This is a genomic window from Kitasatospora sp. NPDC036934 (assembly GCF_055608425.1).
On sequence record NZ_JBVJQR010000008.1, the window covers coordinates 159,101 to 185,107 of the forward strand.

Here is a 26,007-nt window from a genome sequence, read left to right on the forward strand (position 1 = left end):
CCGGGCCCCGCCCACCCGGTGGGCATCGATCGGGGATCGACCGGGCGGGCGGGACCGGACCACGGAGTTACTTGGTGCCGAGTCCGGCGTCCGCCACGGGCGGCTGGCCCTTGGCCGCGAGGACCTTGTTCAGCAGGGTGAGGTCGTAGATGCCTTTCAGATCGGGCTTCTTGAGGAGCCCGGCGGTCACCGCGTGGTCGGCCTCGGCCTGAAGGGTGTCCGCCAGCGGGTCGTCCAGGAAGTCGATGCCGGCCCAGGCCGGGTCGAGGACGGCCGGCTCCAGCGCGTTGCCGGCCTCCTTCTTGATGGCCTCGTTGGCGTCGGCCTTGGCCTTGTCGGGGTTGGCCTTGATGAAGGCGTTGGTGTCCACCGAGCCGCGCAGCACGGCCTCCACCACGTCCGGGTGCTCCTTGAGGAACTTCTGCGAGACGATGATGTTGGTGATCACGAACTTCTTGTCCGGCCAGACGTCCTTCTCGTCGAGCAGGACCTTCGCACCGAGGGTGACCAGCTTGGACGCGGTGGGCTCGGGCACCCAGGCGCCGTCGATGGAGCCCTGCCGGTAGGCGTCGGGGGTGACCTTGTTGTCGGTGCGCACCACCGAGACGTCGCCCGCTCCGGACGCCGCGTCCACCTTGTAGCCCTTGCCCGCCAGGTAGTTGAGCAGTGCCACGTCCTGGGTGTTGCCCAGCTGAGGGGTGGCGATCTTCTTGCCCTTGAGGTCGTCCAGGGAGGAGACCTTGTCCGGGTTGACCACCAGCTTGACCCCGCCGGAGGCCGAACCCCCGATGATCTTCAGGGACTTGGCGTCGGACTTGGTGTAGCCGTTGATCGCGGGGGAGGGGCCTATCCAGCCGATGTCGATGGAGCCCGCGTTGAGCGCCTCGATCTCGGCCGGGCCCGCGTTGAAGACCTGGGTCTTGACCTGGGTGGCGCCCAACTGCCGCTGGAAGATGCCCTCCTGGAGGCCGACCAGCGGGGTGCCGTGCGTCAGGTTGGCGAAGTAGCCGATCTTCACGGTGGCCGCGGACAGCTTCGGGCCGGACGCGGCACTCCCCACGGTGGCCGCGGTGTCGGCCTTGTCGTCGGACTTGTCCGCCTTGGAGCCGTAGCCGCAGGCCGACAGCAGGGCGACGGCGGTCAGGCCGGCGACGGCGGCCGCGGCGGAGCGTCTGATCCGCCCGGCGTCCGGGCGTGCGGAGGTATGGGAGGAGGAGGGGTTCGGTGCCATGATGGTGGGTCCTGTTCGCGGACGGACCGTCAGGAGGCGGTCTCGGGGCTGGAGTTCGGAAGGCGGTGCGCTCGGCAGCGGTGTGCCGGGGCAGGCCGGGGGGGCTGTGGGGAAGACAGCCTGGTGACGGGGCGTCCTCAGCCCCGTCGGCCCGCACATCGGGTCAAGCCGCCCTGGCCGCTGCCGAGGACGCCGCTGCCGATGCGGCCGCCTTCCTTGTCCATGCCCGAGAACGCCTCGCTGGGCATCAGACCCAGTCCTCCTCTTCGGGTACGCCGGGGGCGTCGCCATCGGGCGCGGCCGGGAAGGCCTCGCCCGCCATGCCGGCGGTGAGGGTGGTGCCGTCGGCCGGGTCGATCAGCAGGAACGACCCGGTGCGGCGGTTGTCGGTGTAGTCGTCGAGGGCCAGCGGCTCGGCGGTGCGCAGCTTCACGTGGCCGATGTCGTTGACGTTCAACCCCTCGGCGCCGCTGCGCCGTTCGAGCGTGTCGATGTCGATCCGGTAGGAGATCTCCTTGACGAGGGCGCGCACCGTACGGGTGGTGTGCTTGAGCAGCACCTTGTCCCCGGCGCGCAGCGGCCGCTCGTTGAGGTGGCTGACGGTGGCCTCGACGTCCTTGGTGGGGGCGGCGGCGGCCCCGGCGGCGATCAGGTCGCCGCGGGAGATGTCGAGGTCGTCGGCGAGCCGGACGGTGACCGACTGCGGGGCCCAGGCGAGGTCCGCCGGGCGGCCGAGCGCGTCGATCGCGGCGACGGTGGTGGTCAGGCCGGAGGGCAGCACCGTGACGGGGTCGCCGACCCGCAGCACCCCGGAGGCCAACTGGCCCGCGTAGCCGCGGTAGTCGGGGTGCTCCTCGGTCTGCGGGCGGATCACGTACTGGACCGGGAAGCGGGCCGGTTCGGCGCTCGGGTCGCTGCCGACCGGGACGGTCTCCAGGTGCTCCAGAAGGGTCGGGCCGCCGTACCAGTCCATGTGCGCGGACGGCTCGACGACGTTGTCGCCGGCGAGGGCGGAGATCGGGACGGCGAGGACGTCCTTGACGCCGAGTGAGGCGGCGTAGGCGGTGAACTCCTCGGCGATGGCGGCGAAGACCGGCTCGGCGTAGTCGACCAGGTCCATCTTGTTGACGGCCAGCACGACGTGCGGCACCCGCAGCAGCGCGGCGACGGCGGCGTGCCGGCGGGTCTGCTCGACCACGCCGTTGCGGGCGTCGACCAGGACGACGGCGAGCTCGGCGGTGGAGGCGCCGGTCACCATGTTGCGGGTGTACTGCACGTGCCCGGGGGTGTCGGCGAGGATGAACCGCCGCCGGGGGGTGGCGAAGTAGCGGTAGGCGACGTCGATGGTGATGCCCTGCTCGCGTTCGGCGCGCAGGCCGTCGGTGAGCAGGGCGAGGTCGGGCGCCTCCTGGCCGCGGCCCAGGGAGACGCGCTCGACGGCCTCCAGCTGGTCGGCGAGCACCGACTTGGAGTCGTGCAGCAGCCGGCCGACTAGGGTGGACTTGCCGTCGTCGACGGAGCCGGCGGTGGCGAAGCGCAGCAGGGAGGTGGTGCTGGTCTCGATGGTCGTGCTCATTTAGAAGTACCCCTCGCGCTTGCGGTCTTCCATCGCGGCCTCGGACAGCTTGTCGTCGGCGCGGGTGGCGCCGCGCTCGGTGAGGCGGCTGGCGGTGATCTCGGCGATCACGGCCTCGATGGTGGTGGCGTCGGAGTCGACGGCGCCGGTGCAGGACATGTCGCCGACGGTGCGGTAGCGGACCAGCCGCCGCTGGACCGGCTCGTCGTCCTTGGGGCCGCCCCACTCGCCGGCGGTCAGCCACATGCCGCCGCGGGAGAAGACGTCCCGCTCGTGCGCGTAGTAGATCTCGGGGAGTTCGATGCCCTCGCGCTCGATGTACTGCCAGACGTCCAGCTCGGTCCAGTTGGACAGCGGGAAGACCCGCACGTGCTCGCCGGCCGCGTGCCGGCCGTTGTAGAGCGACCACAGCTCGGGGCGCTGGCGGCGCGGGTCCCAGGCGCCGAACTCGTCGCGCAGCGAGAAGACGCGCTCCTTGGCGCGGGCCTTCTCCTCGTCCCGGCGGCCGCCGCCGAAGACGGCGTCGAACCTGTTGGACTCGATCGCGTCGAGCAGCGGCACGGTCTGCAGCGGGTTGCGGGTGCCGTCGGGGCGCTCGCGCAGCCGGCCGTCGTCGATGAAGTCCTGGACGTGGGCGACGTGCAGGCGCAGGTTGTGCTCGGCGACGACGCGGTCCCGGTAGGCGATCACCTCGGGGAAGTTGTGCCCGGTGTCGACGTGCAGCAGGGAGAACGGCACCGGCGCGGGCGCGAAGGCCTTGAGCGCCAGGTGCAGCATCAGGATGGAGTCCTTGCCACCGGAGAACAGGATCACCGGGCGCTCGAACTCCCCCGCGACCTCGCGGAAGATGTGCACCGACTCGGCCTCCAGCGCGTCCAGGTGGGACAGCGCGAAGGGGACCCTCGAATCCTCGTTCTGTGCCTCGGTGCGGACCGGAACGTCGCTCACGGTGGTCATGCGAGACCCCTCTCGGTCAGGAAGTCGTGCAGCTCGGCGGCGGAATCGGCGACCGCGCGGCCCTGGGTCTGGAGCCGCAGCTCCGGCTTCTCCGGGGCCTCGTACGGGTCGTCCACGCCGGTCAGGCCGGAGATCTCGCCGGCCGCCTGCTTGGCGTACAGCCCCTTGACGTCCCGCTCGGCGCACAGCTCGACCGGGGTGGCGACGTGGACCTCAAGGAACTCGGTGCCCGCCGCGGCGTGCCGCTCGCGCACCGCGGCGCGCGAGTCGGCGAACGGGGCGATCACCGGGGCGAGCACCTTGACGCCGTTGGCGGCGAGCTTCTCGGCGACGAAGCCGATCCGGGTGACGTTGGTGTGCCGGTCCTCGCGGGAGAATCCGAGGCCCTTGGAGAGGAACTCGCGGATCTCGTCGCCGTCCAGGACCTCGACCTTGTGGCCCTCGGCGCGCAGCCGCTCCGCCAGCGCGAAGGCCAGGGTGGTCTTGCCCGCGCTCGGCAGCCCGGTCAGCCACACGGTGGCGCCGCGCTCGCAGGGGGCGGCCGCGGGGGCCGCCTCTGCGGCTCCATCGGCGGCCAGAGTGTTCGCTGTCACGGTGTCTTCCTTACGCAGTGGTGGACGGTCGGTCAGAGGTGGATGCCGCACTCGGTCTTGCCGGAGCCGGACCAACGGCCGGCCCGGGCGTCCTCGCCCTCGCCCGGCTTGCGGGTGCAGGACAGCGGCGAGCAGCCGATGGAGGTGTAGCCCTCCCACAGCAGCGGATTGAGCAGCACGCCGTTGGCGGCGACGTAGGCGTCCACGTCCTCCTGCGTCCAGCGGGCGATAGGGGCGATCTTGACCTTGCGGCGCTTCGGGTCCCAGGCGACCACCGGGGTGTTCGCCCGGGTCGGGGACTCGTCGCGGCGCAGCCCGGTGGCCCAGGCGTCGTAGCCGCCGAGACCGCGGTTCAGCGGTTCGACCTTGCGCAGCGCGCAGCACAGGTCCGGGTCGCGGTCGTGCAGGTGCGGCCCGTGCTCGGCGTCCTGCTCGGCGACGGTCTTCAGCGGGGTGAGCGTGATGACGTTGACCGGCATGGTCGCGGCCACCGCGTCCCGGGTGCCGATGGTCTCCGGGAAGTGGTAGCCGGTGTCCAGGAACACCACGTCCACGCCGGGGAACACCGAGGAGGCCAGGTGGGCGACCACCGCGTCCTCCATGGAGGAGGTGACGCAGAACCGCTTGCCGAACGTGTCGGCGGCCCAGCGCAGCACCTCCTGCGGGGTCGCCTCCTCCAGCTCGCGGCCGGCCCGCTCCGCCAGCTCGGCGTGGTCAGTCGTCGTGCTGCTCATGTGACGTACCCCCGTGGGTCGGTGACAGCAGGCCGAGGAACTTCAACTGGAAGGCGCGGCGGCACCCGTGGCACTCCCAGGCGCCGTGGCCGGCCTCGGACGGGCGCAGGTCCTCGTCCCCGCAGTACGGGCAGAAGAACGGTGCGGCTCGCTCACTCATCGCCCACCTCGCTGCGCTCGGCGTCCGCTTCGCGAACACGCCCTGCCCGATTGGTTCCCCCCCCCAGCCTTCGGCCGGGGGGACCCCCATGCTTCGCTCACTCACGACAGCTGCTCCTCGGTGGCCCGGGCCGCCCACTGGGCGAAGCGCTCGCCCTCGGTGCGGTCGGCCTGGTAGCGGGTCAGCAGGCGCTCGACGTAGTCGGGCAGGCCGGCGCTGGTGACCTTGAGCCCGCGGACCTTGCGGCCGAAGCCGGGCTCCAGGCCGAGCGCGCCGCCCAGGTGCACCTGGTAGCCCTCGACCTGGTCGCCGTGCTCGTCGGTGACCAGCTGGCCCTTGAGGCCGATGTCGGCGACCTGGATGCGGGCGCAGGCGTTGGGGCAGCCGTTGATGTTGATGGTCAGCGGCTCGGCGAAGTCCGGCAGGCGCTGCTCCAGTTCGTCGATCAGGGTGCGGCCGCGCTCCTTGGTCTCGACGATGGCGAGCTTGCAGTACTCGATGCCGGTGCAGGCCATGGTGCCGCGGCGGAACGGCGAGGGGGTGACCCGCAGGTCGAGCGCCTCCAGGCCGGCCACCACCGCCTCCACGTGCTCCTCGGCGACGTCGAGGATGAGCATCTTCTGCTCGGTGGTGGTGCGCACCCGGTCGCTGCCGTGGGCGGCGGCGAGGTCGGCGACCCGGCCGAGCAGTTTGCCGTCGACCCGGCCGACGCGCGGGGCGAAGCCGATGTAGTAGCGGCCGTCCTGCTGCTGCCGGACGCCGACGTGGTCGCGCCAGCGGGCGACGGGCTCGGCGGGCGCGGGGCCGTCGACCAGCTTCTCCTTGAGGTACTCGTCCTCCAGCACCCGGCGGAACTTCTCCACGCCCCAGTCGGCGACCAGGAACTTCAGCCGGGCGCGGTTGCGCAGCCGGCGGTAGCCGTAGTCGCGGAAGATGCCGATCACGCCGCCGAAGACGTCCGGCACCTGCTCCAGCGGGACCCAGGCGCCGAGTCGCACGCCCAGCTTGGGGTTGGTGGACAGGCCGCCGCCGACCCACAGGTCGAAGCCCGGGCCGTGCTCGGGGTGGACCACGCCGACGAAGGAGACGTCGTTGATCTCGTGGGCGACGTCCAGCAGCGGGGAGCCGGAGACGGCGGCCTTGAACTTGCGCGGCAGGTTGGAGAAGTCCGGGTTGCCGATGAAGCGGCGCTGGATCTCCAGGATCGCCGGGGTGCCGTCGATGATCTCGTCCTGGGCGACGCCGGCCACCGGGGAACCGAGGATGGCGCGCGGGGTGTCGCCGCAGGCCTCGGTGGTGGACAGGCCGACGGCCTCCAGCTTCTGCCAGATCGCCGGGACGTCCTCGATCCGGATCCAGTGGAACTGGATGTTCTGCCGGTCGGTCAGGTCGGCGGTGCCGCGGGCGTACTGCTCGGAGACCTCGGAGATGGCCCGCAGCTGGGGGACGGTCAGCCGGCCGCCGTCGATCCGCACCCGGAGCATGAAGTACTCGGCATCCAGCTCGTGCGGGTCGAGGATCGCGGTCTTGCCGCCGTCGATGCCCTCCTTGCGCTGGGTGTAGAGGCCCCACCAGCGCATCCGGCCGCGCAGGTCGGCGGGGTCGATCGAGTCGAAGCCCCGGTGCGCGTAGATCGTCTCAATACGTGTCCGCACATTGAGACCGTCGTCATCCTTCTTGACCTGCTCGTTGGCGTTCAGCGGGGTGTAGTGGCCCATGCCCCACTGGCCCTCGCCGCGGTGGCGGGTCACCTTGCGAGCCGCGGCGGCTGCGGCGGGGCGGCGCGCGGCCGCGCGGTCGGCCGTGGGCTCGGCGGTCTCGGGAGAGGTGGCCATGGTGAAGTCCTTCTCGGCAGGTGGCGCTGGCGCCGGATGGGTCGCGGGGCGTGCTCAGCCGTGCGGTGCTGCTGTGACCTGCGGGTTTCTCAGGGCCGGGAGAGCAGTGACCGGGCCGGGCGGGCGCCTGCGCATCCGCTCGTGCGGGGATGGCGGTGGAATCGGCGCCGGGTGCGGTGGTGCGGCGGGGTGTGGGCTCAGGTCACCGGACACATGGCGCTGGACACGCGAAGGAGATCGACGTGGAGTCGACCTACTAGGGTGGTTCCGGCGCTAGGCATGGCAAGAGATTCGCATGGCGCGGGACTCGCGGTCCACTAACGTCCGAATAATGGACGCTGGAGTTTCGACAGGTGGGACGTTGATCCGTCGCCGCCGCTCCGGGCCGGGCATTCCGTCGAGGGAGCCGAGGGGTGGACCGGGCGGTGGACCGGGCGGTGGGCCGAGGGGCGCCTGTACCGCGGGGTACACGCGCCCGTACCCCCGTGGAGATCAACCGGACGGCCCCGGCCCGATACCGTTACCCCTGTGCAAGCAGCAGGCGATACGAGCAGACCGAACCCCGAACGGCCCTCCCGGCGCCGGGGCAAGGGCTCCCGGCGCGCGGCCAAACAGGCCACCTGGCGCCGTACGGCGTGGGAGCTGGTCAGGGACACCACCAACACCTGCGTCGAGTACCGGGTCACCGGCCTCGCCGCCGAGGCGGCCTTCTTCACCCTGCTGTCCATCCCGCCGCTGCTCCTCGGCCTGGCCGCCACCCTCGGCTACCTCGACGAGTTCGTCGGCGCGGACGCCATCGAGCGGCTCAAGCACGACATCGTCTCGGCCTCCGGGACGGTCCTGTCGGACTCCTCCGTCAACGAGGTCGTCAAACCGCTGCTCAGCCAGGTCTTCGACCACACCCGGCCCGACCTGATCTCGATCGGCTTCCTGCTGTCGCTGTGGTCCGGCTCCCGGGCGCTCTACATCTTCATCGACACCATCACCGTCATGTACGGACTCGACGGCAAGCGCGGCATCGTCAAGACCCGGCTGCTCTCGCTCGGCCTCTACCTCGGCGCCCTGGTGATCGGCTCGCTGGTGCTGCCGCTGCTGATGGCCGGGCCCGGACTGGTCGAGAACGCCGTCCCCGGCGCCGCCGGGCTGGTCGGCGCCGCCTACTGGCCGGTCGCCATCCTGCTGCTGATCGTCTCGCTGACCACCCTCTACCACCTCGCCGTACCCGTCTCCACGCCCTGGCGCGAGGACATCCCCGGCGCCCTGGTCGCCCTGGTGGTACTGGTCTTCTGCAGCGTCGGCCTGCGGGTCTACCTGATCAGCTCGGTCGAGGGCCCCTCTGTGTACGGCTCGCTGGCCGCGCCGGTCGCGGTGCTGCTGTGGATCTTCGTGGTCGCCCTGGCGGTTCTCATCGGCGCCGCCATGAACGCCGCCATAGACCGCCGCTGGCCCACCCTGGAGACCGCCGACGCCCGCGCCGAGAACGAGCGCGCCCACGAGGAGGCCGCGGCCGCGGTGGTCCGCGAGGTCGCCGCCCGGCGGGCCGTCGAGCGGGCCCGGCGCGCCCGCGAGCTGGGCCTGGCCGAGGGGATGGAGGAGGAGTGGGGCGAGGAGGAGGTCGACGACGTCGACGCGCCCGCCGAGTACCCCGAGCGGTGGGCCGACGTCCTGGCCGCCGACAACGTGCGCGGGCGCCTCACCGCCCGGCCCGGGCCGCACCACCGGCCCGCCCCGCCGCCGCCGGACAGCGACCGGCCGGCGGGGCCGCCGCCGGAGCGGCCGGGGTACCCGCCGCGGCCGCCGCGGCCGCCGTGGGAGGAGCGGTAGCCGGGCAGCGGTGGCCGGTGCGGCCGGCTGGGCGGGTGGTGTGGCAGGGTTTTGGTACGGCAGGGCATTTCGTACGGCAGGGCATTTCGTACGGCAGGGCATTTCGTACGGGAGGGCCTCCCTCGCGGGTGCGGGGGAGGCCCTGTGCATTGTCCGGCCGTAGTTGTGGCCGTGTCCGTCCGGCCGCGATCGGGTCGTGCGCGGTTCGTGTTCGATTCGTGTCGATGGTTGTTCGGGAGCGATCGATGGCCGACCGGGTGCGCGCAGGCTCGGGGGCCGGCGGTCAGCCGTTCGTCGGGTTCGGGGCGGGCGACTGCGGCTGACCGTAGCCGTGGGTGGGCTGCTGGTCGACCGCCGGGTAACCGTACGAGGGCTGCGGTGCGGCGTGCTGCTGCGGCGGCGCGACGGGGGTGTGGCCGAACGAGGGGCGCAGCTCGGTGGGGGCGCCGGGGTCGCTGGGGCCGGGCCCCGCGGCGCCGGTCCCGCCGGTCCCGCCGGTCCCGCCGGTCCCGCCGGTCCCGCCGGTCGGGGCGGGGTCCGTGCCCGGCAGCGGGTCCAGGCCCGCACCGAGGTTCTGACCGGCACCCAGGGTCTGGCCCGGGCCGGGGTTCCGGCCCGCGCCCGGCGAGGCCGGGCCGGGCTGCGCCGGGAGCGGTTCGGGGCTCGGCTGGACCGGGTCCAGCGCGGTGCGCCCGGAGGAGTCGCTCAGCTTGATCAGCAGGGCGATCATCAGCCAGTTCGCCAGCAGCGAGGAGCCGCCGGCCGCCAGGAACGGCAGCGCCTTGCCGGTCAGCGGCACCAGCCCGCTGACGCCGCCCACCACCACGAACACCTGCAGCGCGAGCGCCGCCGAGAGCCCGGTGGCCAGCAGCTTGCCGAACGGGTCGGTCAGGCCGATCGCGGTGCGCAGTCCGCGCTGGATCAGCAGCACGTACACCAGCAGGATCGCCGTGACCCCGGCCAGGCCCAGCTCCTCGCCGATGGTGGTGAAGATGAAGTCGCTGCGCCCGGCGAAGCCGATCAGCCACGGCCGTCCCGAGCCCAGGCCCGTCCCGGTCATGTGGCCGGTGCCGAGGCTGAACAGCGCCTCGGCGGGTTGCTCGGAGATCGCCTTGTCGCTCACCGGCGGGTAGTAGTTCAGCGGGTGCAGCCAGGCCTCGACGCGCCCGTGCACGTGCGGTTCCACGGTGCCGACCACGGCCGCGCCGCCGACCGCCATCAACAGGCCCAGCACCACCCAGCTGGTGCGCTCGGTCGCCACGTACAGCATCACGATGAAGACGCCGAAGAAGATCAGCGAGGTGCCGAGGTCGCGCTCGAAGATCAGCACCATCAGGCTGACCACCCAGATCGCCAGCACCGGCCCGGCGTGCCGGCCGCGCGGCAGGGTCATCCCCCAGACCTTCCGACCGGCCAGTGCCAGGGCGTCCCGGGAGGCCATCAGGTAGCCCGCGAAGAAGATCGTGATCGCGACCTTCACGAACTCGTCCGGCTCGAAGGACGGCAGTCCGGGGAGCTTGATCCAGCGCTTGGCGCCGAAGCTGTCGGTCGGCGAGAACACCGGCGCTGCCAGCAGGATCAGCGCGCCCGCCATCATCACGTAGACGTACCGCTGGAAGAAGCGGTGGTGCTTGACGAAGACGATCAGCGCGAGCGCCGCCGCCACCGAGATGAACACCCACATCAGCTGCGAGGGCGCGGCCGGGAGCTTCTGGTAGTCGCCCTTGGCGGCGTGCGCGGCCTTGTAGCTGAAGTCCAGCCGGTCCAGCAGCATCAGGCCGAAGCCGGTCAGGAAGACGCCCAGCGGCAGGATCAGCGGGTCCGCGAACGGCGCGAACCGGCGCACCGCCAGGTGCGCCACCGCGACCAGCGCCCCGAGGGACAGACCGTGGACGAGCAGCCCGGGCGGCAGCTTGTCGGTCAGCGCCAGCGAGGCGTCGATGTGTCCGGCCAGACAGACGGCCACCGCGAGCGCCAGCAGGCCCAGCTCGATGTTGCGGTGGCGCGCGGCCAGCCGGCGGCCCTCGCCGCGTGCAGTGCTTTGCACCTCTTGTCGTCCCCTTGTTGTCACCCACGTGGCCGGTATCGCCGACGGTGCATCCTGCCAGACGAACGTCACCCCGCGCCGGTTGCGCCTCCGGGCCCGGCAAGGGCAGAACTTTGCCTTGGCAAAGCTTTGTTGGGCTCCGGTAAAGCTTTGGTCAGGCCGGGGTATAGAGGTGGGCCCCGGCTGCGGCGGGGCGGGTCCGGAAGGCCATCATGGCCGGGCGCCGCGGCCCCTGCCCGGCGACTCCCGGCGCCTCCCCGGCGACTCCCGGCGCCTCCCCGGCGACGGCCGGGTGGCGGGTGCGGGAGAGGCGGGCGGACGGATGAACGGCGCGGCGGACGGCGCGTTCCAGGCACTCGGCCACGGTGGTGCCGTGCGGGCGCTCGCCTACAGCGGGCCGCCCGCGTGGCAGTGGTCCGACCTGGCCACCTCCTGGACCCTCGAACCGCTGGTGCTCGCCCTCTCGGTCCTGCTCGGCGCCTGGTACCTGGCCGCGGTGCGCACCGTCAACCGCGGCGACGGCGACCGCTGGCAGCCCACCCGCACCGCGGCCTTCCTCGGCGGGCTGCTGCTGTGGATCTGGTGCACCTGCTCCGGTCTAGGGGTGTACGAGCGGATCCTCTTCACCGACCGGGCCGTGCAGGTCGTGCTGCTGCTGATGGTCGTCCCGTTGCTGCTCGCGCTCGGGGCCCCCGTCTCGCTGCTGGCCCACTCCTCGCCGGAGCACCGGCGGGAGCGGATCCTACGGGCGCTGCGCAGCCGGCCGTCCAAGGTGCTGATGTTCCCGGCGGTCTCCACGGCGCTGCTGATGGCGCCGCCGTGGCTGCTCTACTTCACGCCCTGGTACGAGTGGTCGCTCTCCAGCGGCGTCGGGAACGTGGTGCTGCACCTGGCACTGGTGCTGCTGGGACTCGCCTACTTCTGGCCGCGACTGCAGCTCGACCCGGTCGGGCACGAGTACCCGCACCTGGTCGGACTGTTCATCACCTTCGCCGAGGTGATCTTCGATGCGGGGCTGGGGATCGTGCTGATCTACGGCGGCCACCTCGTCGCCGAGCACTACTACGTGGCGCTCGGGCGGCCCTGGGGGCCGAGCCTGGCCCAGGACCAGACCTGGGGCGGCAACGCCTTCTGGGTGCTGGGGGACCTCGTCGGGCTGCCGTTCGTGGCCGCGCTGGTGCGGCGGATGGTGGTGCAGGGGCGCGAGGAGATCAAGGCCGTGGACGCCGAGTTGGACGCCCGCTTCGAGGCGCAGGCCGCCGAGGCCCGGGCGGCCGGGCTGCCGGAGGAAGAGGAGACCGGCATGCGGCCGTGGTGGCTGGACGACCCGAATCTCAAGCACCGGTACGGGGGGTAGGGCCTGTCCGGGAGCGTGAGGCGCGTGGCGGGGTCGGAGGCCGGGGCCGGGGGTTGGAGGTCGGGGTCAGGACGGGGGCTTCGTCGGCGTCCTCGCCGGGCAAGCGGCGTGTCATCGCCGGGTGCAGGTCCAACTTTGGCCCCCCAGGGCCCGCTGTGCCCTCTCCGGATCGCATTTCCGCAGGTCAAAAATAGGTTGGCGGCGATCCACCGCCCCGTTAGCGTGTGACACATCAGGTTCGGGGGCCATTGGGTCGCCCGAGGAGTAGAGAGCAGGAGGTGAACCCCCGTGGTCGTTGTCGCCCCGATAGCTGCCCTGGGCAGCACGCGCGTTCACCTCCTCTTCCCGGCCGCCGGCTGAGCCCTCTGCGCCAGCCGTAGCCCGCCGGGACCATCTCCTCCCGAAGGGCCACTGCGTTGTTCAACGCTGCCTCCGCTTCGTCGTTCTCTTCTTCCCTCTCCACCGAGAGCTCCCCACTGGCCCGCTACGGCTGGACGCCGGAGCTCCAGGAACTCTTCGCCCCGCTCGCCGAAGCCGGGCTGCTCCCGGCCCGGATCGTCCGGGTCGACCGCGGCCAGTGCGACGCCGTCCTGGCCGATCCGGAAACGGGCGAGCTGCGCACCGTCCGGCTCGACACCCGGCCGGTGGGCGACGCCGACATGATCAACTGTCCGTGCATGGGCGACTGGGCGGCCGTCGACCTGCACGCCCGGCCGATGGCCGCCGTCTCCGCGCTGCTGCCGCGCTCCACCGCGATCATCCGCAAGGTGGCCGGCAAGCGCTCCGACGGCCAGGTGCTGGCCGCCAACGTCGACACCGTCCTGATCACCGCCTCGCTCGCGGTCGATCCCGACCTCGGGCGGATCGAGCGCTTCCTCGCCCTGGCCTGGGAGTCCGGCGCCGAACCGCTGGTCGTCCTCACCAAGGCCGACCTCGTCGACGACGCCGAGTTCATCCGGGCCGACGTCGAAGGCGTCGCACCGGGCGTCACCGTGTTGGTGGTCAGCGCCGAGACCGGTGAGGGCATCGACGTCCTCCGCGCCTGCGCTCCCGGCACCACGGTGCTGATCGGCCAGTCCGGTGTGGGCAAGTCCACCCTCACCAATGCGCTGGTCGGCGCCGAGGTGATGACCGTCCAGGAGGCCCGCGAGGTCGACCAGAAGGGGCGCCACACCACGACCACCCGCGAACTGATACCGCTGCCCGGTGGTGGCGTGTTGATCGACACCCCCGGGCTGCGCGAGGTCGGCCTCTACGGTGGCGAGGGGGTGGACCTGGCCTTCGCGGACATCGCCGAGTTGGCCGAGGACTGCCGCTTCCACGACTGCAACCACCACACCGAGCCCGGCTGCGCGGTCCGGGCGGCGCTGGACGCCGGCACCCTGCCGCAGCGCCGGATGGACAGCTACCTCAAGCTCCAGCGCGAGAACGAGTGGATCGCCTCGCGCACGGACGCCCGGGTCGCCAAGGCCCGGCTGAACAAGTGGAAGGCGATCACCAAGTCGATGCGTGCGGCGGGAGGTCCGGTGAAGCGCTGACCTGGCCTGACGGCTGAGCCTCGGCCCGGCGTGGCCGGGCCTGACCACCTGCACTGACCGGTCGGCCGGCGGCCGGGCAGTGCAGGGGTGAGGCGGGGCGGTCCAGGGCCGGGAGGGTGGGCCCTGGGGAGGTGCAGGATCGGCGCAGGGCCTGCCGAGGGTAGGCCAGGGGCGCGCGAGTGCGGAGCCCACCACGTGGGGAGCGCGGGCGAGCGGGCGAGCGAGCAGGCGAGCGGCGGGTGTGGTGGGTGGTGGGTGGGTGGGCTGGGCGCGCGGTGGTGGTGGCGGGAGGGTGGGGAGGGGGAGGGGGAGGCCCCCAACGGCGATGTCCGATTCCCGCCAGTCACCCCCCGCCCAGTGCCGCAAACTGGACAACGTGATCGACGACGACATCCGGTACCGAGCCGTGGACAGCCGCGACGCCCGCTTCGACGGCGTCTTCTTCACAGCCGTCACCTCCACCGGCATCTACTGCCGACCGAGCTGCCCCGCCGTGACCCCCAAGCGCGTCAACTGCCGCTTCTACCCGAGCGCCGCTGCGGCCCAGGGCGCGGGCTTCCGCGCCTGCCGCCGCTGCCGTCCGGACTCGGTGCCCGGCTCCCCGGAGTGGAACCACCGCGCCGACCTGGTCGGCCGCGCGATGCGCCTGATCGGCGACGGCGTGGTGGACCGCGAGGGCGTGGCAGGCCTGGCCGACCGGCTCGGCTACAGCGCCCGCCAGCTGCAGCGCCAGCTGACCGCCGAGCTCGGCGCCGGCCCGATCGCGCTGGCCCGCGCCCGCCGGGCCCAGACCGCCCGGTTGCTCCTGCAGACCACCGAGCTGCCCGTGACCGACATCGCCTTCGCGGCCGGCTTCGCCTCCGTCCGCCAGTTCAACGACACCGTCCGCGAGGTCTACGACCGCACCCCCAGCGGCCTGCGCGCCGAGGTGACGTCCGGCCGTCGCACCGCGACCCCGGCCGGCGGCCTTACGCTGCGCCTGGCCTACCGCGGCGCGTTCGACAGCGACCACCTGATCGACTTCCTGGAACTGCGCGCCGTCCCCGGCGTGGAGGAAGTGGTGCCCGGCGCGCGTCCCGGCGTGCGCACCTACCGGCGCACCCTCGCGCTCCCGTACGGGCACGGCATCGCCGAGGTCGACGGCCTCGCCCCGGAGGACCGGCGCACCCGCGGCTGGCTCGACTGCCGCCTGCTGCTCGCCGACCTGCGGGACCTGCCCACCGCCGTCCAGCGCCTGCGGGTCCTGTTCGACCTGGACGCCGACCCGGACACCGTGGACGAGCAGCTCGGTGCCGACCCGGTGCTGGGCCCGCTGGTCCGAGAGCGCCCCGGGCTGCGCTCGCCCGGCCACGTGGAGCCGCATGAGCTAGCCGTGCGCGCCGTGCTCGGACAGCAGATCACCGTCGGCGCAGCCCGTACCCTGGCGGGCCGGCTCGCCGAGAAGTACGGCGCCGCGCTGCCCGAACCGAGCGGCGGCCTGCGCCTGCTCTTCCCCACGGCGGCGGCCCTGGCCACCGCCGACCCGGAGGACTTCGCGATGCCCGCGGCCCGTCGCCGCGCGCTCACCGGCCTGTGCGCCGCGCTGGCGGAGGGCGTGGTGCGGCTGGACGGCGGCGTGGACCGGGAGGAGGTCGCCGCCCGGCTGCTGGGCCTGCCCGGCATCGGCCCCTGGACGGTCGGCTACCTGCGGATGCGCGCCCTCGGTGACCCCGACGTCTTCCTCCCGAGCGACGTGGGCGTCAAGCACGGCCTGCTCCGGCTCGGCGCCCCCGGTGACCCCAAGGCCGCCGCCTGCGCCGCCGGAGCCTGGGCCCCGTGGCGCTCCTACGCCGTCCACCGGCTGTGGGCCGGCCCCGCCCCGAGCAACGGCGACACCGGCGCCACCACGCGCACCAGCACCAGCAGCACCACCGGCATGAGCACCAACTCCGGAACGGAGAACGACCCGGCATGAGCACCACCGTCTACACCACCATGGAGAGCCCCTTCGGCCGCCTGCTGCTCAGCGGCGCGCTGCCCGAGGACGGCGGCCCGGCGGCCCTCGCCACCGTCACCGCGCCCGGGCAGAAGTACGCACTGGCCGAGCCCGCCGACGACTGGGAGTTCGACCCGGAGGCCCTGGCCGAGCCGGTCGCCCAGCTGACCGCCTACTTCGCCGGCGAGCGCACCACCTTCGACCTCCGACTCGCCCCCGAGGGCACCGAGTTCCGCCGCCGGATCTGGGCCGCGCTGGACGAGGTCCCGTACGGCACGACCGTCACCTACGGCCAACTCGCCGAGCTGGCCGGGCAGTCGCCGCGGATGGTCCGGGCGGTCGGCGGTGCGGTGGGCGCCAACCCGCTGCTGATCGTGCGCCCCTGCCACCGGGTGCTCGGAGCCAACGGTTCGCTCACCGGCTTCGCCGCGGGTGTGGACCGCAAGCGCCGGCTGCTGGAGCTGGAGAGCGGCACCCTGTTCTGACGGACACGCCGCTGAGGGTGCTCAACTCCGGAGGTCCACCCGCCAGTTGTTGCTGTGCATGTACCGCCCGGGCGGGAACTCGAACTCGGTCTCGCCGAGCAGCGTGAACCCTGCCTTCGCGCACACCGCGTTGGAGGCGGGGTTGTCCACCGAGGGGAAGGCGTGCAGGAAGCGGTGCGCGGCCTCGCGCCGGGCGGCCGCGACGGCGGCCCGGGTGGCGGCGGCCGCGATGCCCCGCCCCTGGTGTCCGGGCAGGACGTTCCACCCCATCTCGTGCACGGTCTCGCCGTCCCAGATGCGGGTGCCGTAGCCGACCGTGCCGACGGCCTCGCCCTCGGGCAGCAGCACGATCCGGTACATGCAGCCCAGTCCGGACGGGACGAAGTCCAGGTAGCGCGCGTGCCGGACTAGCAGCTGCTCCTCCGTCTCCGGCCCGCCGACGTGCTTCTTCATCTCTGGCGTGTTCACCCGGCGCAGCAGCGCCAGGTCGGTGTCCGTCCAGGGCTCGATCCGTAGTCCGGTGCTGGTCATGCCGGGGACGGTAGCGCCCGTGGTGCTCCGGTGGCCACCGGTTTCGGTGCCCATGGCGCTCCGGTGCCCGTGGTGCTCCGGTCGCCACCGGTTTCATCCGGTGGCGGGCGCCTCGGGGCCGGTTCCGGGCTGGGCGAGGGCGCGGGCGAGCCGGTCCAGTGCGGGCAGCGCGTGGACGACGGTCGCCCGGTCGGCGGGGTCGAGGGTGCCCAGGGCGGTGGCGATCCGGCGTTCGTGGGCGTGCTGCCAGTCGTCGAGCTGGCGCCGCCCGGCCTCGGTGAGCGCGATCCGGGCGGTGCGCCGGTCGCCGGGGTCGGCCTGGCGGTCGACGAACCCGGCTTCCAGCAGTTTGCCGACCAGTCCGCTGACGGTGTTGGGGGCGAGCCGCTGGCGGGCGGCGAGTTCGCCGACCCGCAGCGGGGCGGCGGCGAGCGTCTGGAGGAGTTCGACCTGCGCCATCGGCAGGGACTCCCACGGGTAGTCGGTGCGGATGCTGCTGCGCAGGGCGCGGCGCAGCCGGGTGACGGTGTCGGTCAGCCGCCGGGCGTGCTCGACCGCCGGGTCGGGGCTTTCGGCGGCGGGGTCGGGAACGAGTGGTGACGACGGCATGGCGGACAGCGTATCGCCTGGTACGGGGCGTTCTCGGGGTGCCGTCCGCTCCTCGGACGCGGGGTGGACGCACCGCGAGATCTTTCGTATCGCGGGGCGAGCAACTCGTAGAAAGAACATATCTGTATCCGATATATTTGCGGGATGAACGCCACCGCCCTTGCCGCACGCCTGCTCACCGAGCGCCCCCGGCCCCGCGGCATAGCCGGCTGGCGCCACGCTCACTGGCTGGCCGTCGGCACGGTCTGCCTCGGCGCCTTCCTCGGCCAGCTCGACGCCAGCGTCATCGCCCTGGTCTTCCCCGCCATCGGCCGCCACTTCGACGCGGGTTTCGCCGCCGTCGAGTGGGTCGCCCTCGCCTACCTGCTCGTCCTGGTCGCCCTGCTGGCCCCGATCGGCTGGCTGTCCGACCTGCTCGGCCGCAAGACCATGTACATCGGTGGCTTCGCCGTCTTCGGCCTCTCCTCGCTCGGTGCCGGATTCGCCGGCAGCCTGTGGATCCTGGTCGCCTGCCGGGCCGTGCAGGCCGTCGGCGCCGCGATGATGCAGGCCAACAGCGTCGCCCTGGTCGCCCGTGGTGTCCCGGAGCACGCGATGCGGCGCGCGCTCGGCATCCAGGCCGCCGCCCAGGGCCTCGGGCTGGCGCTCGGGCCGAGCCTGGGCGGGCTGCTGGTGGAGCACGCCTCGTGGCAGTGGGTGTTCTGGGTCAACGTGCCGATCGCGGCGTTCGGCATCGTGGCCGGCTGGTACCTGCTGCCCCGCACCCGGCCCGCCGTCGATGGGCCTCCCGCCCACGGATCCGCCGCCGACGGGCCCGCCGTCTTCGTCCCGGGAGCCCGTAAACCCGAGTGCCGACGTTCCGGGCCCCGCTTCGACCTGCCCGGCATGCTGCTGCTCACCGGCGCGACCACCGCGCTGCTGCTCGCCCTGTCCACCGCCTCCGGCCTGCCGCTGCCCGGCTGGGGCGTCGCCGTGCTGCTGTCGGCCGCCGCCGGACTCACCCTGGCCCTGGTGCGCCAGGAGCGGCGGGCGGCCCGGCCGATCCTGGCGCCCGGGCTGGTCAACACCCCGGGTGTGCGCTCCGGGCTGGTGGTCGCGCTGATCGGCTACCTGCTGCTGTTCTGCCCGCTGGTGCTGGGCCCGGTGCTGCTCACCGGCGCGGGCGTGTCCACGGCCGCCGCCGGCCTGGTGGTCACCCTGCTGCCCGCCGGGTTCGCCGTCGCCGCGACGGTCGGCGGCGCACTGCTGCCCCGGGGCTGGTCGGACGTCACCCGGTGCCGCTTCGGCGCCGCCCTGGCCGCCGCCGGGCTGCTGCTGTTCGCGGTGCTGCCGGTCTCCGGCCCGGCGGTGGCGGCCCCGCTGCTGCTCGCCGGGTACGGGCTGGGCCTGCTGATGCCGGCCAACAACGCCCTGGTGATGCGGGCGATCCCGGCCGAGTGCTCGGCGGTCGGCGGCGGCATGGTGAACATGGCGCGCAGCCTGGGCACCGCGCTCGGCATGGCGCTGTCCGTCCTCGGTGTCCACCTGGCGGGCGCGGCGTCCGGTGGGCGGACGGTGCTGGCCGCCCTCGCGGCGGTCGCGGTGGCGGCCGTCGCCCTGACCCGCCCGGCCGTACCCCGTAAGGGGCCCGGCCCGGCCGCACGCCGGTAAGGGGCCCGGCCCGGCCGCACCCCGGCAGGCTACTGACCGGAAGCGCCCGGGGCGCGCGAAGGGCCTCAGGAGGAGTTGACGTTCAGCGCGTCCTGGGCCCGGTTCAGGCCGAGCCGCACCAGTGTCTCCAGGGCGTCCGCGCAACGGTCCAACACCCCTGGCATCGCGGTCAGTTCCTCGTCCGAGAACTTCTTCAGCACCCAGTCGCCGATGCTCTGTCCCTTCGGCGGACGCCCGATGCCGAAGCGCAGCCGGACGAAGTCCCGGGTGCCGAGCACGTCGCCCACCGAGCGCACCCCGTTGTGCCCGCCCGGCCCGCCGCCGCGCTTCAACTTGCCGGCGCCGTAAGCGAAGTCCAGGTCGTCCTGGACGACCACCAGGTGCTCCACCGGTACCCCGTACCGGCGCAGCAGGGCGGCCACCGGGCGGCCGGACAGGTTGATGAACCACTGCGGCTTGGCCAGCAGCACCCGCCGGCCGTCCACCTCGATCTCCGCGACCACGGCGCCGATCCCGCGCCGGCGGAACCGGGCGCCGTGCCGCTCGGCCAGCCGGTCCACGGCCAGGAAGCCCGCGTTGTGCCGGGTCAGCCGGAACCAGGGGCCGGGGTTGCCGAGTCCGGCGATCAGCCAGGGCGCGTCGGGGGTCATGCGGGTGCTCCAGGGGAGGGAACGGCGGACGGCCGGCGCGCCGCGGGCAGGTCGCGGGACCGCCCCGGCGCCCCGGCCGTCCGGGGAACAGCGGATCAGGACGCGGGGACGCCGGGGGCGGCGCCGCGCTCCTTCAGCATGTCGGTCATCAGCTGAAGTTCGGAGGTCTGGGCGACCACCATCGACTGGGCGAGCCGCTTCTCGATGTCGTTCTTCGCCATGTCGACGTACCCCTGGGCCATCTCGACGCCACCCTTGTGGTGCTCGATCATCAGCTGCAGGAAGTACACCTCGGCGTCCCGGCCGCTGAGCGTGCGCAGCTTCGCCATCTGGGTGTTGGTCGCCATGCCGGGCATCAGCGAGCCGTCGTGGGCCTGGTAGTCGTGGCCCATCTTCATCCATGCCATCGGCGCGGCCGGCGAGTGCTGCGGCAGCCCCCACTGGTCGAGCCAGCCCATCATCATGCCGCGCTGGTTGGCCTGGGTGTTGATGATGTCGAAGGCGAGGGTGCGGGTCGGCTCGTCGGAGGTGCGGTCCCGAACGATGAACGAGAGGTCCACCGCCTGCTGGTGGTGGGTCGCCATGTCGCGGGCGAACCCGGCCTCGGGGGAGTCGTCCGTCGGGACGGTCAGCGAGGACGAGCCGGAGGCCGACGTCCCGCCGGCCACCAGGGCCGGCACCCCGAGCGCCAGCGCCACCGCGGCGGCCACCGCGGCCGGCCACCACAGCCGGCGGCGGCCGGGGCGGGCGGGGGCCGCAGCGCCCTCGGGGTGCTCGGTGTCCGGGCCGGCGAGGTCGTCGGGGAGGTCCGCCGCGAGCTTCGCGGTGAGCTTCTCCACAGGCTTCTCCGGGCGGGACCGGTCGGCGGTCACATCGCCCCCATGGTGCAGGAGGCGCCCGGCTCCTGGGTCTGCTTGCCCTGGACGTACTTGGTGAAGAACTCGTTGACCCGCGGGTCGCTGGCGCTGTCCACGATCAGCTGGGTGCTCCAGGCGTTCAGGGTGATGGTGCCCTGCTCGTCCGGGTACGGGCTCATCAGCGAGTACGGGGTGGTCTTGACCTTGTCGGAGAGCGTCTTGATGTCGTCCGCCGTGGCCTTGCCGTTGTACGTCACCCAGACCGCGCCGTGCTCCAGCGAGTGGACGGCGCGCTCGTTCTCGACCGGCTTGTCGTAGACGTGGCCCATGCAGTCCAGCCAGACCGCGTTGTGGTCGCCGCCGACCGGCGGGGTCATCGGATAGTCGACCTTGTTCGTGACGTGGTTGCGGCTCAGGTCGCCGAAGGTCTTCACGCCCGGGATGTCCGCGTTGGAGGCGGCCACCCGGTCCTTCTGCTTCTGGTTCTGGTCCATGACGAGCCAGGTGCCGGTGGCGATCGCGCCGACCACCAGCACACCGGCGGCCACCGAGGCGACGATCTTGTTGCGGCGGTCGCGGCGCTGCTCGGCGGCGCGCAGCTCGGCGATCCGGGCACGGCGGTCGACGCCGCCCTTGTCTCCGGGCTTGTTGGACTGCTTGGAGGCGGAACCCATGATGGTTGTCCTTGTCCCCGCCGCACACGGACGTGGCAGCGGTCGGCTGAAGTGGGGGGAGGGGCGGACCCGCCGACGGCACGTCGGCGGTGGGTTCCGCTCAGGACCGGTGGACCTGGAGCGCGTGCAGATCCGGCGCCGGGCGCGGACCGTCCAGCAGACCCGCGGCCACCACCCGGGGCAGCGCCTCGGGCGCCGGGGCGGCCAGCGGTGACACGGCGGGTTGCGGGTGCGGCGGCGGATTCGGGAGCTGGGCGTCCTGCGGACAGAACGGGTGGCTGGAACAGCCGTTGTCGTTCGGCGGCCGGCCGTCGGCGGTGCACAGGATCCAGTGGTCCTGCCGACCCATGAGCCGGTGCTGGTGATCGGACACCCGGACGGTGTCGCGGGCGTGCGGGGCCGGGGCAGTGGCCTCCGCCGCGGTGACCACCGACACGGCGCTCACCGGAGCCGGGGCCGGGCGGACGGGAGCGTCCGCCTTGGCCAGGCCCGAACACGGCAGCGCGGTCAGCAGGGCGACCAGCAGCAGGACCAACAGCGCACCCGCCGGGTGGCCCGCCGGTGCGGCCCTCCCCGGTCGGGGCGAGCTCGGGGCCGACGCGGTCATGCGCACATTTAATCAGCCGAACGGGTGAAGCGATGCCCCTCCTCGGCCCACATTTTCAACCCCCAACACCCCGTAATGGCCAGGAAACGCCCTGCTCGGGGCAGACCCGGCAAGCACGGACGGAACGGAACCGGACGCCGCGTTGGCACCCACGCCGCCCCTCCACCCCGTCGGCCGTGAACCGGCAGGTGAGCGCGGTGGCCGGGATGATCCGATCGGTGACCGGTTGTCGCCGAAACCCGGACAGCGTCGTTGCACTTGGAGACAATGACGCCAGTCCGGCCCCGCCGGGGGCGGCGCGACCACGGACCGACCAGGAGCCGCCAGATGAGCAAGCAGGGTGCACCCGCACAGCCGCCCCGGCCCGACGACGGCTGGTGGGACACCGTCTACGACGGCCCGGCGGGCACCCTCTCCGACACCCCGCACGCCGATCCCGGCCGCGGCAGCGTCGACGACTGGTTCGACACCGCCGCCGGGCTCATCGGATCCCAGCGCACGGCGCCGGCCGAGCCGGCCGCGGAGCCGACTGCGGATGTCGCCGCCGAGCCCGCCGAGGTACGGGACAGCCTCGACGACTGGTTCGACGACGCGCTCGGCGTGATCGAGGACCCGGGCGGCACCGGCGTCACCGGCGGTATCGGACACCAGCGCACCTCGACCGAGACCGTCACCGTCACCGTCGCCGTCGAGCCCGCGCCCGCTCCTGAGCCCGATCCCGAGCCGCCGGCTGTCCCGGTCTCCCTGGAGAAGCCCGCCCCGGTCCCCGAACCCCCGGCCGCCGTCGAGCCCGAACCCACTGCGGCAGCGGACCCCGACCCCGAACCGGACCCCGAGCCGGAACCGGACCCCGAGCCGGAACCGGAACCCACCCCCGAGCCGCCGGCCGCCGCCAAGGAACCCACCCCCGAACCCGAGCCCGACCACGCGCCGCAGCCCGACCCCGAGCCCGCCGCCGTCCCCGTCCCCGACCCCCGTCTCGCCATCCGCACCCCGCCCGCCGTCCCCCACGTCGGCGAGCGCCCCCCGACCTACGGGCCCGAGCCGACGGCCGTACCGGAGGCGGACCCGGCCTCGCTCGCCACGGTCCTGCCGGACACCGCCCTCGAAGGCGCCCAGTACGGGACGACCGTGCTGCGCGCCGTCTCCGTCCGCGGCGACTCCGCCCGATACCGGGGCGAGCCGCGCCGGGACAGCCTGCTGGTCACCAGGTTCGGCGACGGCCCCGACGGGCTGCTGCTTGCCGTCCTCGCCGGCCACGACCGCACCGCCGCAGAGGACGAGTCGCTCACCCCGCACGCCGTCTCCGCCGCCGGTGGCGAGGCCTGCCGCCAACTCGCCGCGGCCATCGGGCGCAGCCGCGCCGGCCTCGCCACCGACCTGCGCGACGGCGCCCGCGACCGGCTGCGCTACGGTCTCCAGCGCCTGGCCACCGGCGCCGCCGCCCCGCTGCGCGCGCTGGCGCCCCGGGCCGACGGGGACGACACCCCGTCCCCGGCCGCACTGCACTGCCTGCTGGTGTCGCTCGACCCGGCGGCGGGCTACCGTGCCGCCTTCGGCGTCGGCCCCGGCGGGCTCTACCTGCTGCGCTCCGGCCACTGGATCGACGCCTACGCGGCCCGGCTGCTCCACCATCCGGACGGCCAGCCGCCCGCCCCGGAAGCCCCCGTCCCCGACCCGCGCCCGTTCCGCTTCCGCCTCGTCCCCGCCACCCCGGGCGACATCCTGCTGCTCTGCACCCCGGGCTTGTCCCGCCCGATCGCCGACGAACCCGCTGTCGCCCATTTCCTCTCCTCCCACTGGGCCCACCCCCACCCCCCGGGCACCGTCGACTTCCTCCGCCAGGTCCAGGTCCGCGCCAAGGGCTACGCCGACGACCGCACCGCCGCCGCCGTCTGGACCGAATGAAGCCAGGCGGGCCCGCACCGGAAGTCGGCCTATTCGACTTCTGGTGCCGGGCCCGCGCCCGCGTGGCGGTTCGGCGGTTCCGGGTGATGGCGGTGGCCGCCCGCGCAAGGCCGGCCGTGTGAGCTCGTCCCCTGCGCCGGCCGTACAGGCCTCAGGTGCGGAGGAGGGCGGCGGCGACGGTGGTGGCGTGGGTGAGGGCGTTCGGGGGGTGGGCGTCGGGGAGGCCGATGGCGAGGGGGACGGCGAGGCCGTCGAGGAGGGCGCGGAGTTGGACGGCGCGGTCGGCGGCGGGCCCGGGGGTGAAGTGGCCGGTGGCGGTGCCCTGTTCGATGAGGGTGACCAGGTCGGCCTGCCAGGGGGCTTCGATCTCCTGCTGGCCCTGGCGGAGTTCGGCGCTGGCGGGGGAGCGGCCCCAGACCTCGACCCAGAGGATCCAGCGCGGGTCGCCGGGGCCTTCGGGCAGGTAGAGGCGCAGGTAGGCGTCGAGGCGCTGCCAGGGGTCGAGGGCGGGGTCGGTGAGGGCCTGGCGGCGGCGGGTGCCGAGTTGGTCCTCGCTCCAGCGGAGGGTTTCCAGCAGGAGCTGGTCCTTGCTGCCGAAGTAGTAGAGGAGGTGTCCGGCGCTCATCTGGAGTTGTTTGCCGAGTCCGGCCATGGTGAGTTTGGCGAGGCCGTGTTCGGCGATGGCGGTCCGGGCGGTGGCGTAGACCTCCTCGCGGGGGCGCGCCGGGCGGCGCGGGCGGGGGTCGGCCATGGTGGGGCTGCTTCCTGGGAGGAGGAGGGGGAGCTCCGAAGGCTACCGGGGCGGGGGCGGGTGCCCCCACCCCGGGGCGGTCAGGCCCTGGGCTGCTGCTGGGTGATGCAGTGGATGCCGCCGCCGCTCTGGCACTTTGACCTCTGACCAGCAGCTTAGCCAATCGTGAGTGATCAACTGGGAGCCATTTGGGAGATTAACTTTTGTGGCTCTTCATCCAGCGCTTCTGAAGCGATTCCGCGATGCGCCGCTCCATCGTGGGCGTGACACCAGCGTACGCACCTTCCACCCCCTGCAGCCGGTGGCCCATTCGGGTCTCCACGGCAACCCGAGAATGACCGTCCTCGTCCAACCACCGCTTCATCGCGTGCCGGAGCCAGTGCGGCACTGCGTCTTCCAGGCCCTCCAGCGGCGGAATCTCGGCACGCCGAAAGTCGCTCCGCGCCGTCCGCGCCTCGAACCCGTGAATCGTGGGCTTCCAGATGTAGGTGGAGAAGTCGGTCAGAAGCAACGGGCCGCCCTCCAACGAGGGGAACACCCACTCGCTGTCATGCGACCGCAGCAAGTCGGACAGCAGCTCTGCCAGGAAGGGAGGCAGCACCAGATCTCGCACGGATGTGTACTTCGGCAACGCCAACTCCGCACGGCGCCTACCACCCTCGGGGGGTCGGACGTACTGGTGCTGCCACTGCACGCGGAGCGCCGGCATGTCCTTGTACCTGCTCTGGACCGCCTTCACCCGCTTACGCTCTGCGCTCCTTCCGCCCGGATTGTCAGGCCAACCGGGATCCGAGGCCGGCCAGTTCGGGTAGCACCACTCACGTCGCAACCCATACAGCTCGCCCTGGCGGAGGCCGCAGTAGGCCTTCGTCAGCATCGCCACGTAGCCGGTCTGCCCCCATACCCTGCGGGCGTTCTCCGCGATCTGCTCCACCTGTTGAGGGGTGAGGGTGGGAATCTCGTGCCGGACAGGCGAGATGTACCTACCCCGGCGCCGGTTGACTACTGGTATGGGCGAGGTCTTCAAGAGCGGCGGCGTGTGAGCCACCGCATCATCGATGATCATCCGCATCAGCTGGATGACGACCGTTGCAAAGTTCTCGGACAGCTCCCGGCGGGTGCTCTTCTCCCACGTCAGGTACGCACTCGTAGTGATGTGGGACAGGGGGACATCACCCCACTGCTTGTTCAAACGGCGGATTCGCTTCCGGTAGGTGTCTTCACTGCCGGGGGAGACGTCGATCGTCGCCAGCCACTGGTCAGCCCACGCGGCGAACGTCATGGACTCACCCGCGCTGGGGTCGAACCAGTCGCCGCGGCGTACGTCGGTCTCCTGGGCCTGCCAGTGTGCGTCGGACTGGGCCTTGGTCAGGAACCCCGGCTCAGATCCGTAAGTGCCGTCGGGCAACCGGAACCTGGCGCGCCAGGTGCTGCCGCGCTTCTCGGACCAGCCCATGC

The 26,007-nt window shown here is 72.9% G+C and carries 24 protein-coding genes; 7 read left to right on the forward strand and 17 right to left on the reverse strand.

Features of this window, described 5'->3' with window-relative positions; all coding sequences use genetic code 11:
• Window positions 1-67: 67 nt before the first annotated feature.
• The 8 genes from ACZ7BZ_RS14445 to ACZ7BZ_RS14480 all read right to left on the reverse strand — a co-directional run bounded on the left by ACZ7BZ_RS14445 (window position 68) and on the right by ACZ7BZ_RS14480 (window position 7,367).
• Window positions 68-1,231 carry an aliphatic sulfonate ABC transporter substrate-binding protein gene (locus tag ACZ7BZ_RS14445; RefSeq protein ID WP_470358584.1) on the reverse strand — a complete coding sequence of 388 codons (1,164 nt, stop codon included), beginning with the start codon at window positions 1,229-1,231 and terminating at the stop codon, window positions 68-70.
• Window positions 1,232-1,478: 247 nt separating this feature from the next.
• The gene (locus tag ACZ7BZ_RS14450; RefSeq protein ID WP_470358585.1) at window positions 1,479-2,807 is read right to left on the reverse strand and encodes a sulfate adenylyltransferase subunit 1; all 1,329 of its coding nucleotides are present in this window, start codon (window positions 2,805-2,807) and stop codon (window positions 1,479-1,481) included.
• Window positions 2,808-3,764, reverse strand: a complete 957-nt coding sequence (gene cysD, locus ACZ7BZ_RS14455) for a sulfate adenylyltransferase subunit CysD (protein WP_470358586.1) — start codon at window positions 3,762-3,764, stop codon at window positions 2,808-2,810.
• Entirely contained in the window at window positions 3,761-4,342 is a 582-nt protein-coding gene (gene cysC / locus ACZ7BZ_RS14460; RefSeq protein ID WP_380451881.1) for an adenylyl-sulfate kinase, read from the reverse strand. Before cysC ends, cysD begins: the two co-directional genes overlap by 4 nt.
• Before the next feature lie 47 nt (window positions 4,343-4,389).
• Window positions 4,390-5,091: a phosphoadenylyl-sulfate reductase gene (locus ACZ7BZ_RS14465; RefSeq protein WP_465746675.1), complete on the reverse strand. Its 702-nt coding sequence runs from the start codon at window positions 5,089-5,091 to the stop codon at window positions 4,390-4,392.
• Entirely contained in the window at window positions 5,072-5,251 is a 180-nt protein-coding gene (locus tag ACZ7BZ_RS14470; protein ID WP_465746677.1) for a hypothetical protein, read from the reverse strand. Before ACZ7BZ_RS14470 ends, ACZ7BZ_RS14465 begins: the two co-directional genes overlap by 20 nt.
• 101 nt (window positions 5,252-5,352) lie before the next feature.
• Window positions 5,353-7,086: a nitrite/sulfite reductase gene (locus ACZ7BZ_RS14475; protein WP_470358587.1), complete on the reverse strand. Its 1,734-nt coding sequence runs from the start codon at window positions 7,084-7,086 to the stop codon at window positions 5,353-5,355.
• 197 nt (window positions 7,087-7,283) lie between these two features.
• Window positions 7,284-7,367, reverse strand: coding sequence for a putative leader peptide (locus ACZ7BZ_RS14480; RefSeq protein WP_380451879.1), 84 nt, complete (start codon window positions 7,365-7,367; stop codon window positions 7,284-7,286).
• A 247-nt stretch (window positions 7,368-7,614) separates the two neighbouring features.
• Here ACZ7BZ_RS14480 and ACZ7BZ_RS14485 point away from each other — a divergent pair, with 247 nt between their 5' ends.
• Window positions 7,615-8,910: a YihY/virulence factor BrkB family protein gene (locus ACZ7BZ_RS14485; RefSeq protein ID WP_380451724.1), complete on the forward strand. Its 1,296-nt coding sequence runs from the start codon at window positions 7,615-7,617 to the stop codon at window positions 8,908-8,910.
• 283 nt (window positions 8,911-9,193) lie between these two features.
• Here the strand turns inward: ACZ7BZ_RS14485 and ACZ7BZ_RS14490 are convergent, their stop codons facing one another.
• Entirely contained in the window at window positions 9,194-10,957 is a 1,764-nt protein-coding gene (locus tag ACZ7BZ_RS14490) for an FtsW/RodA/SpoVE family cell cycle protein (protein WP_470358588.1), read from the reverse strand.
• 322 nt (window positions 10,958-11,279) lie between these two features.
• Between ACZ7BZ_RS14490 and ACZ7BZ_RS14495 the strand changes: the two genes are divergently transcribed.
• The 4 genes from ACZ7BZ_RS14495 (at window position 11,280) to ACZ7BZ_RS14510 (ending at window position 16,312) form a co-directional block, all read left to right on the forward strand.
• Window positions 11,280-12,314, forward strand: a complete 1,035-nt coding sequence (locus tag ACZ7BZ_RS14495; RefSeq protein WP_470358589.1) for a cytochrome c oxidase assembly protein — start codon at window positions 11,280-11,282, stop codon at window positions 12,312-12,314.
• Between the two features lie 416 nt (window positions 12,315-12,730).
• Window positions 12,731-13,852, forward strand: coding sequence for a ribosome small subunit-dependent GTPase A (gene rsgA / locus ACZ7BZ_RS14500; protein ID WP_470358590.1), 1,122 nt, complete (start codon window positions 12,731-12,733; stop codon window positions 13,850-13,852).
• 325 nt (window positions 13,853-14,177) lie between these two features.
• Window positions 14,178-15,806, forward strand: a complete 1,629-nt coding sequence (locus ACZ7BZ_RS14505; RefSeq protein WP_470358591.1) for a DNA-3-methyladenine glycosylase 2 family protein — start codon at window positions 14,178-14,180, stop codon at window positions 15,804-15,806.
• The gene (locus ACZ7BZ_RS14510; protein WP_470358592.1) at window positions 15,803-16,312 is read left to right on the forward strand and encodes a methylated-DNA--[protein]-cysteine S-methyltransferase; all 510 of its coding nucleotides are present in this window, start codon (window positions 15,803-15,805) and stop codon (window positions 16,310-16,312) included. The genes ACZ7BZ_RS14505 and ACZ7BZ_RS14510 overlap by 4 nt, the downstream gene beginning before the upstream one ends.
• A gap of 21 nt (window positions 16,313-16,333) precedes the next feature.
• On the opposite strand, the gene ACZ7BZ_RS14515 is transcribed toward ACZ7BZ_RS14510, so the two are convergent.
• Together ACZ7BZ_RS14515 and ACZ7BZ_RS14520 are read right to left on the reverse strand one after the other, a co-directional pair.
• Window positions 16,334-16,843, reverse strand: a complete 510-nt coding sequence (locus ACZ7BZ_RS14515; RefSeq protein WP_470358593.1) for a GNAT family N-acetyltransferase — start codon at window positions 16,841-16,843, stop codon at window positions 16,334-16,336.
• Window positions 16,844-16,936: 93 nt separating this feature from the next.
• On the reverse strand, window positions 16,937-17,452 hold the full coding sequence (locus ACZ7BZ_RS14520) for a MarR family winged helix-turn-helix transcriptional regulator (protein ID WP_470358595.1): 516 nt from the start codon (window positions 17,450-17,452) through the stop codon (window positions 16,937-16,939).
• Between the two features lie 144 nt (window positions 17,453-17,596).
• Here ACZ7BZ_RS14520 and ACZ7BZ_RS14525 point away from each other — a divergent pair, with 144 nt between their 5' ends.
• Window positions 17,597-19,102, forward strand: a complete 1,506-nt coding sequence (locus ACZ7BZ_RS14525) for an MFS transporter (RefSeq protein WP_470358596.1) — start codon at window positions 17,597-17,599, stop codon at window positions 19,100-19,102.
• Between the two features lie 65 nt (window positions 19,103-19,167).
• Here the strand turns inward: ACZ7BZ_RS14525 and pth are convergent, their stop codons facing one another.
• The 4 genes from pth to ACZ7BZ_RS14545 all read right to left on the reverse strand — a co-directional run bounded on the left by pth (window position 19,168) and on the right by ACZ7BZ_RS14545 (window position 21,890).
• A complete protein-coding gene (gene pth, locus ACZ7BZ_RS14530) occupies window positions 19,168-19,752 on the reverse strand; it encodes an aminoacyl-tRNA hydrolase (protein WP_470358597.1) in 585 nt (194 codons plus the stop codon).
• A gap of 95 nt (window positions 19,753-19,847) precedes the next feature.
• Window positions 19,848-20,480, reverse strand: a complete 633-nt coding sequence (locus ACZ7BZ_RS14535) for a DUF305 domain-containing protein (protein ID WP_470358772.1) — start codon at window positions 20,478-20,480, stop codon at window positions 19,848-19,850.
• A gap of 140 nt (window positions 20,481-20,620) precedes the next feature.
• Window positions 20,621-21,283 carry a DUF3105 domain-containing protein gene (locus ACZ7BZ_RS14540; RefSeq protein WP_380451704.1) on the reverse strand — a complete coding sequence of 221 codons (663 nt, stop codon included), beginning with the start codon at window positions 21,281-21,283 and terminating at the stop codon, window positions 20,621-20,623.
• 100 nt (window positions 21,284-21,383) lie between these two features.
• On the reverse strand, window positions 21,384-21,890 hold the full coding sequence (locus tag ACZ7BZ_RS14545; protein ID WP_470358598.1) for a hypothetical protein: 507 nt from the start codon (window positions 21,888-21,890) through the stop codon (window positions 21,384-21,386).
• Window positions 21,891-22,217: 327 nt separating this feature from the next.
• Here ACZ7BZ_RS14545 and ACZ7BZ_RS14550 point away from each other — a divergent pair, with 327 nt between their 5' ends.
• Window positions 22,218-23,798, forward strand: a complete 1,581-nt coding sequence (locus ACZ7BZ_RS14550; RefSeq protein WP_470358599.1) for a protein phosphatase 2C domain-containing protein — start codon at window positions 22,218-22,220, stop codon at window positions 23,796-23,798.
• Window positions 23,799-23,949: 151 nt separating this feature from the next.
• Here the strand turns inward: ACZ7BZ_RS14550 and ACZ7BZ_RS14555 are convergent, their stop codons facing one another.
• Entirely contained in the window at window positions 23,950-24,549 is a 600-nt protein-coding gene (locus ACZ7BZ_RS14555) for a TetR/AcrR family transcriptional regulator (protein WP_470358600.1), read from the reverse strand.
• 196 nt (window positions 24,550-24,745) lie between these two features.
• Entirely contained in the window at window positions 24,746-26,005 is a 1,260-nt protein-coding gene (locus tag ACZ7BZ_RS14560; RefSeq protein ID WP_470358601.1) for a tyrosine-type recombinase/integrase, read from the reverse strand.
• Window positions 26,006-26,007 lie beyond the last annotated feature (2 nt).

Bases quoted from the DNA above. Each gene is read 5' to 3' on its own strand.
- pth (WP_470358597.1), bottom strand. From the start codon at position 19,752: ATGACCCCCGACGCGCCCTGGCTGATCGCCGGACTCGGCAACCCCGGC.
- ACZ7BZ_RS14445 (WP_470358584.1), bottom strand. From the start codon at position 1,231: ATGGCACCGAACCCCTCCTCCTCCCATACCTCCGCACGCCCGGACGCC.
- ACZ7BZ_RS14555 (WP_470358600.1), bottom strand. From the start codon at position 24,549: ATGGCCGACCCCCGCCCGCGCCGCCCGGCGCGCCCCCGCGAGGAGGTC.
- ACZ7BZ_RS14470 (WP_465746677.1), bottom strand. From the start codon at position 5,251: ATGAGTGAGCGAGCCGCACCGTTCTTCTGCCCGTACTGCGGGGACGAG.
- ACZ7BZ_RS14560 (WP_470358601.1), bottom strand. From the start codon at position 26,005: ATGGGCTGGTCCGAGAAGCGCGGCAGCACCTGGCGCGCCAGGTTCCGG.
- ACZ7BZ_RS14540 (WP_380451704.1), bottom strand. From the start codon at position 21,283: ATGGGTTCCGCCTCCAAGCAGTCCAACAAGCCCGGAGACAAGGGCGGC.
- ACZ7BZ_RS14465 (WP_465746675.1), bottom strand. From the start codon at position 5,091: ATGAGCAGCACGACGACTGACCACGCCGAGCTGGCGGAGCGGGCCGGC.
- ACZ7BZ_RS14480 (WP_380451879.1), bottom strand. From the start codon at position 7,367: ATGCCTAGCGCCGGAACCACCCTAGTAGGTCGACTCCACGTCGATCTC.
- ACZ7BZ_RS14475 (WP_470358587.1), bottom strand. From the start codon at position 7,086: ATGGCCACCTCTCCCGAGACCGCCGAGCCCACGGCCGACCGCGCGGCC.
- ACZ7BZ_RS14450 (WP_470358585.1), bottom strand. From the start codon at position 2,807: ATGAGCACGACCATCGAGACCAGCACCACCTCCCTGCTGCGCTTCGCC.
- ACZ7BZ_RS14495 (WP_470358589.1), top strand. From the start codon at position 11,280: ATGAACGGCGCGGCGGACGGCGCGTTCCAGGCACTCGGCCACGGTGGT.
- cysD (WP_470358586.1), bottom strand. From the start codon at position 3,764: ATGACCACCGTGAGCGACGTTCCGGTCCGCACCGAGGCACAGAACGAG.
- ACZ7BZ_RS14545 (WP_470358598.1), bottom strand. From the start codon at position 21,890: ATGACCGCGTCGGCCCCGAGCTCGCCCCGACCGGGGAGGGCCGCACCG.
- ACZ7BZ_RS14525 (WP_470358596.1), top strand. From the start codon at position 17,597: ATGAACGCCACCGCCCTTGCCGCACGCCTGCTCACCGAGCGCCCCCGG.
- ACZ7BZ_RS14550 (WP_470358599.1), top strand. From the start codon at position 22,218: ATGAGCAAGCAGGGTGCACCCGCACAGCCGCCCCGGCCCGACGACGGC.
- ACZ7BZ_RS14520 (WP_470358595.1), bottom strand. From the start codon at position 17,452: ATGCCGTCGTCACCACTCGTTCCCGACCCCGCCGCCGAAAGCCCCGAC.
- ACZ7BZ_RS14505 (WP_470358591.1), top strand. From the start codon at position 14,178: ATGTCCGATTCCCGCCAGTCACCCCCCGCCCAGTGCCGCAAACTGGAC.
- ACZ7BZ_RS14510 (WP_470358592.1), top strand. From the start codon at position 15,803: ATGAGCACCACCGTCTACACCACCATGGAGAGCCCCTTCGGCCGCCTG.
- ACZ7BZ_RS14515 (WP_470358593.1), bottom strand. From the start codon at position 16,843: ATGACCAGCACCGGACTACGGATCGAGCCCTGGACGGACACCGACCTG.